Consider the following 17,501-nt stretch of genomic DNA (forward strand, 5'->3'; position numbering starts at 1 on the left):
GGGCTTTCGATTTTCAGCGGCAGCGACTTACGAAACCGAATGCATCGTACTCTGTGCCGAATCCTTGGGTTGCAGCTTGAACACGTAGAACAACACCGTCAGCAGCACCAGGAACACCGGGCCCACATACAGCGCCACGCGAGTGTCCGGGAAGTACGCCATCAGGCCGACCACCAGCACCAGAAACGCCAACGCCAGATACGAGCTGATCGGGAACAGCCACATCTTGTACTTCAGACCGGCACGTTCGCTGGCACTCAGGCCTTTGCGGAATTTCAGCTGGGCCAGCAGGATCATCACCCAGGTCCAGATCGCGCCGAAGGTGGCGATGGACGTCACCCAGACAAAGACTTTTTCCGGCACCAGATAATTGAGCAACACGCCCAGCAGCAGCGCGAAGATCGACAGCAGCAATGCGCGACGCGGTACGCCGTTGCTCGACGTGCGAGCGAAACCGGCCGGCGCCTGGCCGTTCTGCGCCAGGCTGTAGAGCATGCGCCCGGTGCTGAAAATGCCGCCGTTGCACGACGACAGTGCGGCGGTGATCACCACGAAGTTGATGATGCCGGCGGCGGTCTTGATGCCCAGACGCTCGAAGGTCATCACGAACGGGCTGCCCTGGGTGCCGATTTCGTTCCACGGGTAGATCGACAGAATCACGAACAGCGCGCCGACGTAAAACAGCAGGATCCGCCAGAACACCGAGCCGATCGCATTCGGAATGGTCTTCTGCGGGTTCTTTGCTTCACCGGCAGTCAAGCCGATCATCTCCACGCCGAGGTAGGCGAACATCACCATTTGCAGGGACATCAACACGCCCGTCACGCCGTTGGGCATGAAGCCGCCGTGGGCCCACAGGTTGGAAATCCCCAGCGCCACGCCGTCGTTGCCGAAACCGAAGGCAATGATGCCGATGCCGCCGAGCACCATGGCAATGATGGTGACGATCTTGATCAGGGCGAACCAGAACTCGAACTCACCGAAGGCCTTGACCGCGATCAGGTTGATCGAGCCCATGCTGACCAGCGCCGCCAGCGCCCATATCCAGCGCGGGACATCGGGAAACCAGATGCCCATGTACACCGCCACCGCCGTGATTTCCGCAACGCAGGTCACCAGCCACAGGAACCAGTAGTTCCAGCCAGTGAGAAAGCCCGCCAACGGGCCGAGGTAATCCTGTGCGTAACGGCTGAAGGAGCCGGCGACCGGGTTGTGCACGGCCATTTCGCCGAGGGCGCGCATGATCACCAGGATCGCCAGGCCGCCGATGATGTACGAGAGCATGATCGCCGGGCCGGCCATTTCGATGGCCTTGGCCGAACCGAGAAAAAGACCGACACCAATACAGGCGCCGAGCGCCATCAGGCGGATATGCCGTTCACCGAGTTCGCGTTTGAGCGGGCCGCCTTGAGCGGTTTCGCCATGGGGCGGGTGATTGCCGACTGGCATGGGGGACTTCCTCGTCTTGTTATTGGATGTGACCACCGAGTGTTCAAGCGTCGGCCGATAAGCCTGCGCCTGGGTAAAACCGGCCCTGCTTCGTGGGCAGGACCGTCCCGCAGAAGCTACCTGCGGGATCAGCGGGGCGTGCAGTATAAAAAGCTTGCGACAGGTTTTTTCACTCTATAAGGCATCTGATTCAGACGTAAACCTCGTCAAATACAAGGTTTACGAGACAAACCATCCTGCATTTCGAGGATTATTCACCGCACAAATGGGCGTCGAGTATTGCACAGCAATGGTGCAACGTCATGCAGCGACCGGGTTTGAAGATTTGTTCAGATGCCGGTCGAGCGCCGTCCTTCACAATTTTTTCACCGACGCCAACCACCGACTAAGCTTCAGACAAGTCCGATCAATCTGCGTGAATGGATCAATCGACTATGGGCGCTTTGTGGCAAACCGATTCGAGTGAAAAAGTGGTTCCGACTGAACGTGTGGATGAAGCGCCTGTACCTGAGAAACCCCGTCGCAACCGGCATGGGTGGAAGGCTTTCTGGCTCCTGTTGGTGATCATTGCGATTGTCGTGGGCCTTGCCGCGATGAAGGAAATGCGCACCTCGCGTTTTCAGTCCCGCGAGGTCAGCCAGTACGCCGCCAGGCTCAAGTACGAACTGCAACCGGGGCCCAGCGAGGCGATCCGCTATCCGGGCAACGGGCCGTTCGATCTGCGTCTGGGTTACAGCTCGCTGGACGAATTCCTGCCGCGCCTGATCAAGCGCAATTACGTAATCACCGAGCAGACGCGCTTCTCCCCGGCCCTGCTCAACTACACCGACAAGGGCCTGTTCGTGCCCTACTCCGAGAAGATCCAGGCCGGGCTGTCGATCACCGATTGCCGGGCCGCGCCGCTGTATCAGTACAACTATCCACAGCAGCTTTATTCAAGTTTCGAGTCGATTCCGCCGGTGGTGGTCAACAGCCTGCTGTTCATCGAAAACCGCTTTCTGCTGGATCCCAAACAGCCGCTGGCCAACCCGGCGGTGGACTGGCCGCGCTTCGGCATGGCCGCGTGGTCGCAGATCGCCAAGCTGCTGCACTTGCCGGGACAGTCGGCGGGTGGCAGTACCCTGGCTACGCAGCTTGAAAAATATCGTCATTCGCCCGATGGCCTGACGGTGTCCGGTGGTGAAAAGATCCGCCAGATGATCTCCGCCAGCGTGCGTGCCTATCAGGGCGGCCCGGACACCTTGCCGGCGCGGCAGAACATCATTCGCGACTACCTCAACAGCGTGCCGCTGTCGGCAGTGCCGGGGCATGGCGAAGTGCACGGCATGGCCGAGGGTCTGCGGGTCTGGTACGGCGCCGATTTCAATGAGGCCAACCGCAAACTCGCGAGTACCGAAACCGATCCGCAGACCATGGCGGACAAGGGCCTGGCCCTGCGCGAAATGCTCTCGCTGATGATCGCCCAGCGCCGCCCTTCGCATTACCTGACCAAGGGCCGCGAAGAACTGGTCGAACTGACCAACAGCCACTTGCGCCTGCTCAAACAGAACGGCGTGATCGACGCCGCCCTGGCCGATGCGGCACTGGCCAGCACCATCAGCTACCGCGACTGGCAGACCCAGCCGACGATTCAACCGATCGAAACCAACAAGGGCATCAGCGTCGCCCGCAGCCGGCTGGCATCGATGCTCAACCGTCCGCTGTACGACCTCGACCGTCTAGACCTGTCCGCCACCAGCACCCTGCAAGGCGAGCTGCAAACCCAGGCCACCGCCTACCTGAAAAAGCTCGCCGACCCGGCCTATGCGACCGAAGTCGGCCTGATGGGCGAACGCCTGCTGACGCCCACCAGCACCACCCAGGTGCGCTACAGCTTCACCCTCTTTGAGCTGACTCCGGACGGTTCGCGCGTGCGAGTGCAGACCGACAGCACCGACCAGCCGTTCGACATCAACGAAGGCAGCAAACTGGAACTGGGCTCCACCGCCAAGATGCGGGTGCTGACCACCTACCTGCAAATCATCTCGGAGCTGCACGACAAATACGCCGCCATGACCGTGCCCGAGCTGAAGAAAGTCGAGGTGCCGGATCAGGATCGCCTGAGCCAGTGGGTGATCGATTACCTGATCCAGAACAAGGATCGCGACCTCTCGAAAATGCTCGGTGCAGCTCTCGACCGCAAATATTCCGCCAGCCCCGGCGAAGCCTTTTTCACCGGCGGCGGCCTGCACGTTTTCCACAACTTTCGCAAAGAGGACAACGGGCGCATGCCGACCCTGCGCGATGCCCTGCGCGAGTCGATCAACCTGCCGTTCATTCGCCTGATGCGCGATCTGGTGCGCTACACCACCTACTCAGGTCCCAACAACAGCGCCGAATTGCTCAAGGACGACCGCGACCCGCGACGTCAGGAATACCTCGCGTCGTTCGCCGACCGTGAAGGCACCTCGTTTCTGCTCAAGTTCTGGAAGAAGTACCGGAACAAGGACACCCAGGCCCGGCTCGACACCTTCCTCGACAGCATGCGCCCGACGCCGATCCGCATGGCTGCCGTGCACCGTTACCTGCTGCCCAATGCCAGCCAGGAAGACTTCAACAGCTTCGTGCGCTCACACTTGAAAGGCGCCAAGCTCACCGAGAAACTCACTGACGAACGTCTGGAAAGACTCTATCTGGCCTACGGTCCCGGCACCTACGACCTGCCGGATCAAGGCTTCATCGCCAAGGTCCATCCGCTGGACCTGTGGATGATCGGTTACCTGCTCAACCACCCCGACGCGACCTTCAAGGACATCGTCAAGGCCAGCCAGTTCGAGCGTCAGGAAGTCTACAGCTGGCTGTTCAAGAGCAAGCACAAGGGCGCCCGCGACAGTCGTATTCGCACCATGCTGGAGATCGAGGCGTTCCTCGACATCCATCAACGCTGGCAGAAAGTCGGCTATCCGTTCGACCACCTGGTGCCGTCGCTGGCCACTGCCATCGGCAGCTCCGGCGACCGCCCCGCTGCGCTGGCCGAGCTGATCGGCACCATCCTCAACGACGGCGTGCGCATGCCGACCCTGCGCATCGACAGCCTGCACTTTGCCGCCGGGACGCCCTACGAAACGAAACTGGTCAATGACCCTCACGTCGGAAAACGGGTGATGCCTTCCGAAGTCGCCACCGCGATGCGTGAAGCACTGTCGCAAGTGGTGGACTCGGGAACGGCCAAACGTGTTTCCGGCAGTTTCAAACTGACCGATGGAACACCCCTGACCATGGGCGGAAAAACCGGCACCGGCGACAACCGCATCGAAGCCATCGGCTCTGGCGGACGGATACTGAGCTCCAAGTCGATCAACCGCACGGCCACCTTCGTGTTCTACATCGGCGATCACCATTTCGGCACGCTCACGGCGTTCGTTCCGGGGCGTTCGGCCGAGAACTTCAAGTTCACTTCGGCCCTGCCGGTGCAGGTGCTCAAGGGCATGGCGCCGATCCTGATGCCGTACCTGCAACCGGGAAGCGACTCGCAATGTCTGGCACCTGAAGCACCAGCGGTGGCGTCCTTGAATACACAGTCACCTGATCCGAATTGAAGTACCCATGGTGTTACTTATGTGTTTTATACATTCCAATATTCAATCGACCGGCCATAAAAAACGGCATGCCGGCAACAAGCTTTTAAACTAATCATTCCCGGCCCTGAACGTTAGCCTTGAAACTCCTGACTGATTCAAGGCTTTAGCGATGACTGCAATAACTGAAAACAAAGGGCAACATTACGACTTGATTAAGTCGCACATCGACTCCGTCTTTCTCGATATGCAATTGCATCGAGGCCACGCACTGAGGCAAGCCCCTCTACGCAGCGAACCGTGGATGGACGAGGCGCCGGCCAGTCAAGTCGAACGAATGGGCAATGCCAACAAGAAGGCCTGGAGTGCGCAGAACAAAGTTGACAAGATACTGGCGCGGCTGCAGGACAGTTATGCATTCGCCGAACCGTTACTCAAAAAAAAGTTGCTTGAAAAGTTCAACATCAATGTCGATGTGAAGAACACTTTTCTCCGGTTGTACATACCTAAAAAAAGTAACTGGTGGGCCATTCAGATCGCGGAAGGACATTCGGCAAGAACCGTGTCATTACTGGATGCGGCATTGCACAACTTCTCCTACGACGAAGTATTTGAAAAAGACTCTGCCTTCATTATCAAGACCGATCCTGTACGTGAGCTGTTCGATATTTCACCGATCGACAAGATCATCAGCGTCAGCCAGTTTCAGGCACTGTGTCGGGATCTGGACATCGGCGCGCAATACCGGGCCCACCTCGAAGAGTACTTGCTCAATAAGGAGCCGGTTGCCCAGGCCTATCTGGAATTGCAAGTCCAGCGTAGCCAGCAAGCGGCGCTCAAGGCGGCGGCGCACATCGCGCTGGCAAAAAAAGACCTGAGCCGACAGGCCCACGGGCTCATCCGTGAACTGCTCGAGGGTCGGCAGCAATTGAAGCTCGGCGAGCAAACCATGCGGGTGTGTGAGCTGGGCATGATGGACCTGAACCTCACCGGCATCCTGATCATCCGGCCGGACCCCGAGCAGAAACAGCACTCCCGGAAAATGATCGCCTACGTGCCTCACGATCCAGAGCACCCGCTCAAGGAGTACCCGTCGACCCTGGATTTCATGAAGGAATTGAGCCGCCAGTTGAGAGACAACAACGTCGCGCCGTCCAGTGGCATGACGTATCGCCAGTTCTTCAGCCAGTTCGTCGATCACGAGCAGCGCGGCCACTTCTTCGCCGACCTTCAACAGCGGCTCATTTACGTCAAATGGTATCCAAAGGAACGGGGCGATCCACGCCCGTCCTGGCGGGAAACACCCGTGGACAAACCTCAGCTGCAATTCAGCGCGCCCCCGATCACCCAGCCTCTGTGGACTTATCTCTACCAGCAGCAGCTCAACAAGATCCTCAATGACGCCCGCGTCATCGCGGTGTCGACGGCCGACGCGGACAGCCGTGCACGCTGGGCCTGGTGGGAGAACTTCAAGAAAATCGCTTCTGACATTTTCAATGTGGCGTTGCTGGTGCTGACGCCATTCGTGCCGTTCCTGGGCGAACTCATGCTGGCCTACACCGCGTATCAGATCGTCAACGAGGCGATAGAAGGCGCGTGGGACCTTATTGAAGGGCACTTTGCCGAAGCCGGCGGGCATGTCATGGGTGTGGTCACCGATCTCCTGCAACTGGCGGCATTTGCCGCCGGCGCGAAAATCGGCAATACGTTCCAGCTCAAACTGTCGCCCCTCGTCGAAGGCATGAAACCGGTGCAGTCAAGTGATGGCAAGACTCGTCTCTGGCACCCGGATCTCACTCCCTATGAGCAACCTGCCCTGGCTTTGCCACAGACGTCAAAACCCGATGCGCTTGGCCTGCATCGTCTCTCGGGCAGGATCGTGCTCCCCATCGAGGGCAAATACTACGAAGTGCAGCGCGACCCGCAAAGCGACGTGCACCGCATCCGCCATCCCGAACGTGAGCAGGCCTACTCACCCGAGCTGCGGCACAACGGCCAGGGCGCCTGGGTCCTGGAAGGTGAAAAGCCGCAAGACTGGGAAGGACCGAGATTGATGCAGCGTCTGGGGCACTCCGTCGAGGGCTATACCCTCTCCGAACTGGAAAAGCTGCGCAGCATCAGCGCTACCCCGGAAGATTCCCTGCGCCGCATGCACGTCGAGAACGCCGCCCCGCCTCCGTTGCTGGCAGCGACCCTCACCCGCTTCAAGACCTGGGATCGAACCCGCGCCATGAGCCAGCTGGTGCGCACAGGGCAGGCACTGCCTCCCGATGCGTACTGGTTCGAAAGCATTGCTCCTGGCCTGCAGGGCTGGCCCGCCGACAAGGGCTTGAGGGTGTATGAAAAGGCGGATCTGACGGGAGCATTTCACCAGCACGGCAATGCAGGTGCCGCGCCCGAAAAAACGCTTAACATCAGTCTTGAGGACGTGCTGAGTAGCAACCTGCCGGAGCGTCTGGCGGGGTTCCTGAGTGAGCCGGACATGACCGCCCTGCTGGGCAGGCAGTATCCCCGCAACGAGCAAGTCCAGGCTTTGCGCGAAGTACTGGCGCAAGCCGTGGAGACACGAACGCCCGAAATTTTCGATTACGAGTACCGACACAAGGAGCGCTCCGAAAACCCACAGGTGCAACTGCTGCAAAGTGCCGTTCCGGAACTGCCGTCCTCGGTGGCTCGCCCGTTGCTGGAACAGGCAACCGACGGCGAACAGCGTGTGATGTCCGAACAACAGCGCATACCGCTGCGACTGAAAAACATGGCCCGCGAAAGTGCCTTCGAGTTCCGGGCGGCGCGCGCCGTTGAAGGCCTGCACGAACCGGCGCTGATGGTGCCGGATACCGAACGACTCGTCCTCAATACCCTGAAGATTCACTCCGACACCTTTGGTGGTTTGCGTATCGATGTGCGGGACGGAACCCCTGACGGCCCTCTGCGCTCCAGCACCGGCCCCAAGGAGGCCGGTACCGTGCGGACGTTGATCAGGGATGAACGTGGCCGCTATGAAGTGGTTGATGGAGCCAACAGGAAGTTGCACGACGCCGATGACTTCTACGAGGCAGTCCTGCTGGCCCTGCCCGAGAACAAACGCGCTGCGTTGGGCTATCGCACTGACCAGGGAGACATGTTCAGACAATGGGTCATGGCCAGAACCGAGCAGCCTGCAGAGCGCCGGACACTGCTCGCACGCCCTCCCCTGCGAGCCCTCCCGCCTCGGCAAACCGAGCTGCTGGTACGAGGCCCGGGATTGTCAAAAATCCTCTGGCCCTTCGCGGAAAAAACCGTCGAAACCAAAGTACGGGAGATGTATCCGCACTTCGATCAGAGTGAGGTAGCCGCATTTACCCGCTCTTTGCACGCCAAAGGCGACCCCCATCAGGAAATCGAGCGCCTGAAACAGGAACGCAAAGCCCTTAAACGAAAACTGGAGGATTGGCGCAAAAGCTACCTGCGTGACTACGACCCGGATGACGGCGGCCGACTGCCGGACGCCTATTGGGATTTCGAGCAAAAGGGCGGCAAGTTCATCGCAGAGCGTCTGATGGAGTGTTTCGATAGAAAGTCCGAGGCATTCGGCGAGCGCAGTGCCAGCCTGGAAGGGGGTTATACCCTGGACCTGTCCACCGAGATGATGCCTCGCAACCTTGAGCGCTGGTGGAAACAGATGCCGGAAGATCTCAAACCTTTTCTGGAGCAGGTCACCACGGTGAATCTGGACCTCCAGCAGTTCTCGCCCGGACCTCGCGGCCTGCTCAAGGACTTCCCCAATCTGCAACAGCTCAGCGCCAGGAACTGCGGTTTGAGAACGCTGCCCGAAAGTCTTGGCCAACAGCGTCAGCTCAGAACCCTGCGCCTGAGCGACAACATGATCGAGCTGACACCGTCCGCCATCGAGCAACTGCAAAACCTCGACCGCCTGGAAACCCTGAGGCTGGACAACAACCCGCTGGGCGACCCGCCACCCATTCACCGCATGCCTAGACTCAAGGTGTTGAACCTGGCCAATACGGATCTCACTGCATGGCCACTGGGGCTGTTCAGCCAGCCCAGGCCGAAGGGTTTTTTCCTCGATCTGCAAAGAAACCGGCTGCGCTCGATTCCCGACGTTGCACCGGGATCGGACAAAGCCTTTCTCATCGCCCGCACCCGGGTCGACCGGGCAAAGCTGACACCGGAGGTTCGCAAGTCATACGGGCTGTACCGCGAATCCGTGGGGATGAAGTCCAGAGTTCGGTATCAGCAGCCAGCCGCAGATCTGATGACCAAGTGGACACCACCCGACGATTCGTCGCTGTATAGCGAGTCTCCCGGTACCGGTGCCTATCGGCCGGAAGCCTGGCACGACCTGGTGGACGAACCGGATTCCGACGGGTTCTTCACCGTGCTGGAAACACTTACCCGTTCGGCCGACTACCGACAGGGAGGCCGTGCCAGAGCGCAGTTGACCGATCGTGTCTGGCGCATGGTCAACGCCATCGACATCGACACCCCGCTACGGGAAAAACTGTTCCTCATGTCCACCGAACCCGGCAACTGTGAAGATGCCGGCGCGCAGATCTTCAACAACATGGGTGTGGAAGTGCTGGCGTCAGAAGCCCGGGACTATTCCATCAGTGCCGCCGAAGTCGAACGCAAACTGGTGACGCTGGCCAAAGGCTCGGCGAGACTTGCGCGAGTGGGCGAGATTGCCCGGGCCGATGTCAGGGCTCGTGGCAGCGTTCCCGAGGAAGTCGAGGTGCACATGGCCTATGAAACAGGGCTGACCAAGCGTCTGGAACTGCCTTGGCAATCCGAGGCCATGGACTACCACACGATTGCCGGCGTTTCGGATGATGCCGTCAACGAGGCTTACACGACCATCATCGATGCCGAGGCCGGCGACGGACTGGTCAACCAGATGCTCGAGCAGTCCTTCTGGGAGCGATACCTGCGCAAGCACTACCCGAGCGAGCTCGCCCGAAACACCGATCTCTATCAGGACAAACTGGAATTGCTGTCGCTGACGAAAGAATGGCAGGAGGCTCAGCGCCAGGGGCAGGAACCGACAGACCTGCTCAAGCGGCTGGTGAAACTTGCCGAGAAACTTTCCGTCCCGATGGAGGATGTTCTGGAGGGCGAGGAAATGAGCCAGGAGAGGTATGAAACCCTGCAACGGGACATCGGCTATCAGGAGAAAGAACTCAGCAGGCAATTGACCCGCGAAGCCATGGCCCGGGCTGGAATCTGACACCCTCCCTGCGCCCGAAAGGCAAAGACTGCGGTTGCCTGCCGGGCGCAGTTCCCGTCTCTACGCTTCCGAATCCCAGATCACCGTGATGTTGCCCCTGAGCGTGTCATTGACACCGGGGCGCAGCACATAAGCGATGGCGTCCGGAGGCATTTCGAACCTCAGGTTGCCTGATTTGCGATCCACATAATGGCCTGGCTGGAACGGGCCGACCCATGCGTTGTTCATCAACGGAACATCCTTGACCGGCGCCCCGTCAGGCCCCGTGATGCCGCCGGGCAGACTGAGCTTCGTGTACACCCAGGTCGAATTCGACTGTCCGTTCAACCGGCAATCGGGACCAGAGGGCTGGGTCGAATCGCACTGCATCATGACCTTGAACGCTGCGGACGCGGAGATGTTGAACGCCTGATCACGATAAATCCGCGCAGGTGGTGTACCGCTGGCGATCCAGCGCTGCCAGCCGCCCTCGGGCTCCAGGGCAACCTTGTTCCCGCCGGGTGGCAGGTCGACCTTGAGCGTGTGCTGTACGTCCAGAACGAAGTCCAGGGTCAGATTGTTGTCGAGTGGCCTCATCAGCGCGCCGAAATCGATATGCCCACCCGAGCCGAGGATGTAAGGAATCGAGCCGGTGTATTGCCCGGTCGACATCGTCAGTGGATTGGGGGTGCGCAATTCGTAAGCGAAATCGAGCGTGGAAAACGCCATCGACGGAATCCGGTAAGCGGTCACCTTGGTACAAGTCGCCTCGATCGGCGCCTTCCAGAAAAACCGGAATGTGTAAGAGTTGGCCAACCCCATACCCGCGTACTGACAGGGAGGTGGGGCATACACCCAACTGCTGCCCCACAGCAGGCCATGTGCCTCGATCGGGTTCGTCACACCCACCAGGCTGCTGGCCGTGTCGCTCAGGCGGTACTCGGAGCCGACACCCGTCATGCGCACTTCAACGATCGCTGTCTCCTGCGTGTCCCTGTTGGTCACCACCAACGGGCGCCAGTTGGAAGGCATGCGTATCGAAACACCGTCCCCAGGCAACAACGAACGCACCGACTGGAAAATCAGCGGAGCCCGGATACTGAACATGTTGTTGTCCGCACACTGCGCCGGATAATCCGCGCAATAGCCGCTGTTCGGGGTCACATTGATAAACATGTTTTTGCCAGGCTTGGCAGGATCGGGCTGGAATACCGCCCTGATTTCCTGATTCGCGGCCTGCGTCGCCGACAGGCTCAGGGCTGCCAGCACACCCATCCAGTTTGTAAAGCTTTTCATCGTTGCAAATCGCCTGCTGCTGATAGTGGGGAGCGGTTGGCTTTCATGCGCCCGGCGCCCTGGCGTTGAACAGCAGCATCACATTGCCGCTGTAGTCTCCCGGTCGATACCCGCCGGCGGGCTTCACCGGTTCGATTTCCAGCAGGACCCGTTTACCGATTGCAGCGTCTTCCTTCGACACCACTTCTCGCGGCGGCACCTCGGGCCCCAGTACCACGCCATTGAAACTGACCTTCAGCCAGATCTCTTCACCCGACCGGCCGTTCGACAGGTAGGCGGGGCTGTCCAGACGCGCCTCGATGGCACTGGTGTCATGCCGCACGTCGAAATCCTTGCGCAGGCTGCTCAAGGTCGATGAGGGGTAATCCCAGAACAGTTGCTGCGTGCGATGCACCCAGTCCGGCTCGGCGGGGACGACGTAGAACGGCCGACTCGGAATCGTCAGCGACACTTCGAAAATGTGTTCTTCCCGGGCGGCCCCGGCCAGAGCACTCATCAGACCGCCAGCTGCCATCAGCGCCAGGCGAGCGCATTGCTTGATCATGTCTTGTTACCTGCTGCGTCATTGGAGGACGGGATCAACGGCTCACAACCTTGAGGTTTTTCTTGCTGTCACCCTCAATCAGAAAGAAGCGGTATTCACGACCCTTCTCCTTGTCGAAGGCAAAGGACTTGCCGGCCAGCACGTGGTGCTTGGTGACCGCCCCGCAATCGGTGTCGTTGCTCAGCGAACAGCTTTTGAACTCGTCGACAATGATCACGGAGTTACCGTTGTTACGCAGTTCGTAACGGCGGCCGGTTTCTTCGACGGCAGTCTGGAAGCGAGTGTCCTTGGGGCGAACAAACAGGATGGTGCCGAACCCCGTCATCAGGTTGACCCCCGCCGACAGGCTCCTGGCGTAGTCCTCGCGCTCCTGCTCCCCCACTACGAACGCGTCTTCCTTTTCCGGCACCACCGGTACGAAACGCACACGGAAGTAGCGCTCACGCGATCGCTCGCCCATGTACAGCAGCCGCGTTCCCTGCATGCCCTCGGCCGGCACGATCAAACGTGCCGGGCTGGCCATCACGCCATCGCGAGAGGCACCGCCGGCCACACTCTCCAGCGGAATTTCCTGCGGTTTGCCATCGGCGTCGTACACGATCTCCAGCACGTTGACCTTGACGAAGGCCGTGCTGTCGCCGCTGTTGAACACGCGTTTGAGGTAGGTGCTCTTGTCGCCGTCCAGGTAGTCGTACACCGTGCCGACATTGATCTGTGGCCCGGCCAGTGCAGGCCCGCCGAGCAGACCGAGCAGTGAAAGCAGAAAAAGGCGCTTCATCGTCTTCAACCTTTTGAACAAATGGAAAGGGGTCGGCCCGGATCGTCAGACTTCCGAGTCCCAGATAATGGTGATATGGCCGGTAAGCGTGTCGTTGACGCCGGGTTTCAGGAGGTCGTCGATGTACATCCGGGGAATCTCGAACCGCAGGTTGCCGGGCTTGCGATCCACATAGTGAGTAGGCTGGAACGGGCCGATCCAGAGATTGGTGCCCAACGTGCCACTCCAGCCATCGACGCCACCGGGCCCGACAATGCCCGGCGGCACTGTGAGTCTTGTTTCGACCCGGGTGCTTCGGCCGGTCGGACTGCCCATGCGGCACTCGCTACCGCCCAGTGAGTCGCACTGCATCGTCACCTTGAAGCGTGAGGAGGCCGACAGGTAATACGGCTGGTCGCGGTAGAACCGGGTCGGTTTGCGACCATTGTCGAGCCAGTTCTGCCAGCCACCGGCGGGCTCCAGGGTCACCTTGTTGCCACCCGGTGGCAGGTCGACTTTCAGGGTGTGTTGCACGTCCAGGACGAAGTCGAGGCTCACACTGCCATCGTCCGGGCTCATCAACGGCCCGAGGTCGAAATCGCCGCCCGATCCGAGGCTGTACGCCAGCGAACCGGTATACAGCCCGGACGACATGCCCAATGGATTGGGCGTTCGCAACTCGTAGGTAAAGTCCAGCGTGTTGAACGTGATCGCCGGGATGGCATACGCGGCATTCTTGGCGCAGGGCGCTTCGACCGGCGTCTTCCAGAAAAAACGGTAGGTCCGGGGTGTATAGGCACCCACACCGCTGTACTGGCAAGGAGACGGTGCATACACCCAACTGCTGGTGGTCCAGAGTTTCTGATGGCCTTCGAGCGTGTCCGTCACCCCCACCAGATTGGCGGCCGTATCACTGAGTGTGAAATCCGATCCGATTCCGATGATCCGTACCTCAACGGTTTCCGTTTCCTGCGTGTCTCTGTTGGTGACCGTCAGGCGACGCCAGTTCGAAGGGGCCTTGGGCGCGATGGCATCCCCTGCCCGCAGGGCCCGGTTCGAGTTGAAACGAACGGGAATCTGGATGCTGAACATTTTGTGATCGGCGCACTGATCCGGATAAGTCGCGCAGTACCCGCTGTCGGGCGTCTGATTGACGAACTCGTTCTTGTTCGGGTGCGCGGGATCAGGCTGGAACAACGCGCGTATTTCCTGGCTGGCCGCCTGCGCCGAAGAAACGCCAAGGCTCATGGACAACCCCAGCCACCACGTAGACCTTTTCATCGGCTCAACCCGCCTTCTGATCGGTTACGTTGACGTCGGCCAACGTATCGGGAGTGCAGCGCAGATCACCGATCATCAACACGTTGTTCTCACTGCGGTGCCGATCGGCATCGAGGCGGAACTGACACAACAGCTGTTGTCCCTGACGCACCTCCAGTGTTGGCGAACCGGCGTTCATCTCCATCGAGAAGAAACCATCGACCTCCGTCACCCCGCGACTGGCGTGGTTGATCACGTGGTGACCCTTGAGCGGTCGGCCCTGAGCGTCGACCAGCCGTCCGAGCACGGTCATGGTTTTCATCACGCGCACCTTGCGGTACTCCACGCCGCCCTTGTTCATGTGATAACGGGTGCGTGCCGGCTCGATGGTGGCGGCCGGAACGGTATTGCCCTCGAAATCGAAGCTCACCGAGCTGTTCTGATAGGCCGTGATCGGAATGAAGTTGCGGCCCGGTCGCAACGGCGCACTCCCGCCGCTGTAATCGTCGGCGCGCAGGGCGATGTCATCGATGTCGGACTCGACGTCGACAATCATTCCGGCGCCGCGCATCTCGTTCTGACTGGTCAGCACCATGCGCTCGCCCCCCATCACCAGCGTGCTGTCCAGGTTCAGGCCACCGGTGAAGTTGCCGTTGTAGGACGAACGCTGGACGAAGCCGTCGCCATTGAGCGAATCGGTGCGAAAGCTCGCCAGGCTGGACATCCCGACGCCATAGGTGTCGGCCAGCGCGGTCACCGAGACGTTTTGCAGCACATGATCCTGCAGATTCATGCGCCAGCCGAGGGAGGCATTGTTGTCGCGTCCGCCTTCGCGCGCCGTGCGTGAACCGATGCTGCCGGTGATCTGCTGACCCGGACCGCCGAGCGCCAGATTGACGCTCAGATCAACCCCGCGATTACGCGCATCGCCGCTGCTGAAACTGCCAGGCCGGTCGAACAGGGAAAGCCGCCAGTTGGCATCGCTGCCGAACAACACGGTGCGCTGGTTCCAGCCCAGATCCACACCGATACCTTCGGTGTTGCCTTCACTGTGGGAGACACGGGCATTGATCGAGCTTTTACTGCTGAGCCGGTGATTGAGCGCCAGCGACGAATTGCTGGTTTGTCCGACGAACACATTGCGCTGTCGAACCCGGGTGCCATCGGGCAGCGTGTCGTAGATGTCCGTGGTGTCCAGCCAACTGCGGTTATGACTGATCACCAGACTGCCGGAGCCGTAGTTGTAAAGCCCTTGCAGATCCAGGCCGGTGCCGTGGTCTTCGGTCTGATAAACGTTGGCGTACAGACTGACGCTGTTGGCCAGCGTCCAGTCGATGGAGCTGCCGTATTGCAGTTTTTCGCGGATCTGCCGCGCCGAGAGGCCCAGAATCACCCGTGGGTGCCACAGGTAATTGATTGATGCGCCCGCCGTGGGATCGCCGCTGGCCTGGCGGTCCCAGTTGCTGAACAGCTTGGCTTCCTGCCCCGCGAACAGGTTGTAGCGCCAGCGCTCGTCGAGGTTGCGCCAGTTGTTCGGCTTGTACACCAGTTCCTGGGTAGTCGACGTGGTCTGGCCATCCTCGATCAGGCGCACCTCGACTTCATAGATACCGCCGGGCAATGGCCGGGTATCGAGGGTTTGCAGTCCCGCCGGCACCGATTGTGTATTGATCAACAGTCCGTCGCGGTAAACCTCCACCGATGCCTGGCGGTTGGCCGTGACATAGATCGGATAGACGCTGGGCTTGGGCGAGTTGATCGCCAGACTGTCGGAACTGCCATACATCACCCCCACGGTGGTATCCGGGCTGGTTCCGAAGGTGCGGGGCTGACGGGTCAGGCCCTCGGACGCCGGCGTGAAGTAGCCCAGGCGCACGAAGCTGCCCTGCAACTCCCGTTGCGTGTGCAGTTCATGCACGGCGTGGTACAGCTGATCATCCGGCCCGCCAAGACGGGCCAGTTGCATGTTGAATGTCTGGCTCCAGTTCCCCAGGCTGCCGTTGGCCTCCAGGCCGAAACGCCCGCCCAGGTCCTGTTCCTGGCCACCATTGAGATTGAGCTGGTTACGGACGATGAGACCGCTGCTGCCGCCTTCGGGCTGGTCATGAAAGCGCTTGGACTCGGTGTCGCGCTCGGCGTTTTCGGTGACGATCGAGACCAGCGAGCTTTCCAGGTTGTAGTGCACCGCCAGCATCTGTTCGGGGCATTGCCCGGTACAGGCGCCGAGGGCAACACCGGGTTTGAGATAGCTTGCCCAGACGTCGCGTTCGGCGGCACTGAAGCGACTGTCATGGGTGTCGGTGAATTCCAGCAGTGTGAGCCGGTCGTCACGGGACAAGACCACCATGGCCTCGCCCAGCGGTTGCTGGTCGAGCTCCACCCGCACCGCCAATGGAACATCAAAAAAGTGCTCTTCAAAATCCGTCGGCAAACCTTTGGCCTGAGCCAACAGGCTTCGCGGTGTCGTACCGGAAGCCGCAGGTGCCGCCACGGCGGCGGCACAAAACAGCAACGCAAGCGCAGCCGCGATGGGCGTCATCGGGAACATGAACAGTTACTCTGATTACAAACATACAAGAAGTCCGACTGACAGAAAGTTCTGTCAGTCGGCTTTCGTTACTTTCAGAAGTCAGAGCTTGATACTGGCCACCGGAGTAACAGCATCAAACATCATGGTCACCGCACCGGTATAGTCGCCCGGCGTAAAGTTGGTACCTTTGGCTGTAATGCTGATCGGTGCGCGATAGTTCACATCGGACTCGGCTTCACCCACTACCATTTGCGGAGTTTGGGTGAGTACCACATTATTGAATTTGACTTCCAGATCGATAATGCTCGAACCGCCGATCAGTTTCGGTACGCCTTCCAGAGAACCGTGCACCGAACCATTGTTGTTGCGCACATCGAAGAAGCCGTTGACCGGTTTCATGGTGCCGGTGATCGGGCTGAAGCTCATGTCCTGGTCCTTGCTGACCAGGTCAGGGTCGACCGGCACTACGTAGAAACCGTTGGTCGGCACATGGGCCACCAGGCTGATGGAGTGACGCGCTTCGCCGGCGGCAAACGCCATGGAAGAACCCAGTGCCAGTACAGCCAGTGGAGCAGCCATTGCGATTTTCTTGAACATCATTCATACCCTGTCTTTTTAAAGGATGGAGAATTGAAAGTTCAAAACAACACTTGCCCGGACGGTTCGTGCCGGTTTGAACTTTCAACGCCGGGGCATGATCGACGGTTATCAATGGAAAGTAAGCAGGCAACTTCCCACGGACGTGTAGTTAAACGTGCTCACGACCAGAAAGAAAAAACGCCAAATTTCAATTATCCACAACAATACCTGTAAGTTAGACCCTACATACACTTTCAGATAAAAAACCATACAGCGCTTACAACTAACAAACCCGGCAACAATGGCACTTTTTAGAGTATATGCTC

Annotated in this window: 9 protein-coding genes; 2 read left to right on the plus strand and 7 right to left on the minus strand. The window is 59.7% G+C overall.

Features of this window, described 5'->3' with window-relative positions; translation table 11 throughout:
* Positions 1-27: 27 nt before the first annotated feature.
* On the minus strand, positions 28-1,449 hold the full coding sequence (locus IHQ43_RS23375; RefSeq protein ID WP_192562274.1) for an amino acid permease: 1,422 nt from the start codon (positions 1,447-1,449) through the stop codon (positions 28-30).
* A gap of 434 nt (positions 1,450-1,883) precedes the next feature.
* Here IHQ43_RS23375 and IHQ43_RS23380 point away from each other — a divergent pair, with 434 nt between their 5' ends.
* Both IHQ43_RS23380 and IHQ43_RS23385 read left to right on the plus strand, forming a co-directional pair.
* A complete protein-coding gene (locus IHQ43_RS23380) occupies positions 1,884-5,027 on the plus strand; it encodes a transglycosylase domain-containing protein (RefSeq protein WP_192562275.1) in 3,144 nt (1,047 codons plus the stop codon).
* A gap of 151 nt (positions 5,028-5,178) precedes the next feature.
* A complete protein-coding gene (locus IHQ43_RS23385; protein WP_192562276.1) occupies positions 5,179-10,230 on the plus strand; it encodes an NEL-type E3 ubiquitin ligase domain-containing protein in 5,052 nt (1,683 codons plus the stop codon).
* Between the two features lie 60 nt (positions 10,231-10,290).
* Here the strand turns inward: IHQ43_RS23385 and IHQ43_RS23390 are convergent, their stop codons facing one another.
* The 6 genes from IHQ43_RS23390 to IHQ43_RS23415 form a co-directional block, all read right to left on the minus strand.
* A complete protein-coding gene (locus IHQ43_RS23390) occupies positions 10,291-11,505 on the minus strand; it encodes a hypothetical protein (protein WP_192562277.1) in 1,215 nt (404 codons plus the stop codon).
* Positions 11,506-11,548: 43 nt separating this feature from the next.
* Entirely contained in the window at positions 11,549-12,049 is a 501-nt protein-coding gene (locus tag IHQ43_RS23395; RefSeq protein WP_192562278.1) for a CS1 type fimbrial major subunit, read from the minus strand.
* Positions 12,050-12,083: 34 nt separating this feature from the next.
* On the minus strand, positions 12,084-12,827 hold the full coding sequence (locus IHQ43_RS23400; protein ID WP_192562279.1) for a molecular chaperone: 744 nt from the start codon (positions 12,825-12,827) through the stop codon (positions 12,084-12,086).
* A 45-nt stretch (positions 12,828-12,872) separates the two neighbouring features.
* Complete coding sequence (locus IHQ43_RS23405) at positions 12,873-14,087, minus strand: hypothetical protein (RefSeq protein WP_192562280.1); 1,215 nt, start codon at positions 14,085-14,087, stop codon at positions 12,873-12,875.
* Positions 14,088-14,091: 4 nt separating this feature from the next.
* Positions 14,092-16,614, minus strand: coding sequence for a CS1-pili formation C-terminal domain-containing protein (locus IHQ43_RS23410; protein WP_192562281.1), 2,523 nt, complete (start codon positions 16,612-16,614; stop codon positions 14,092-14,094).
* An 81-nt stretch (positions 16,615-16,695) separates the two neighbouring features.
* Entirely contained in the window at positions 16,696-17,196 is a 501-nt protein-coding gene (locus IHQ43_RS23415; protein ID WP_192562282.1) for a CS1 type fimbrial major subunit, read from the minus strand.
* Between the last annotated feature and the right edge of the window lie 305 nt (positions 17,197-17,501).

This window comes from Pseudomonas gozinkensis (genome assembly GCF_014863585.1).
Lineage (GTDB): Bacteria > Pseudomonadota > Gammaproteobacteria > Pseudomonadales > Pseudomonadaceae > Aquipseudomonas > Aquipseudomonas gozinkensis.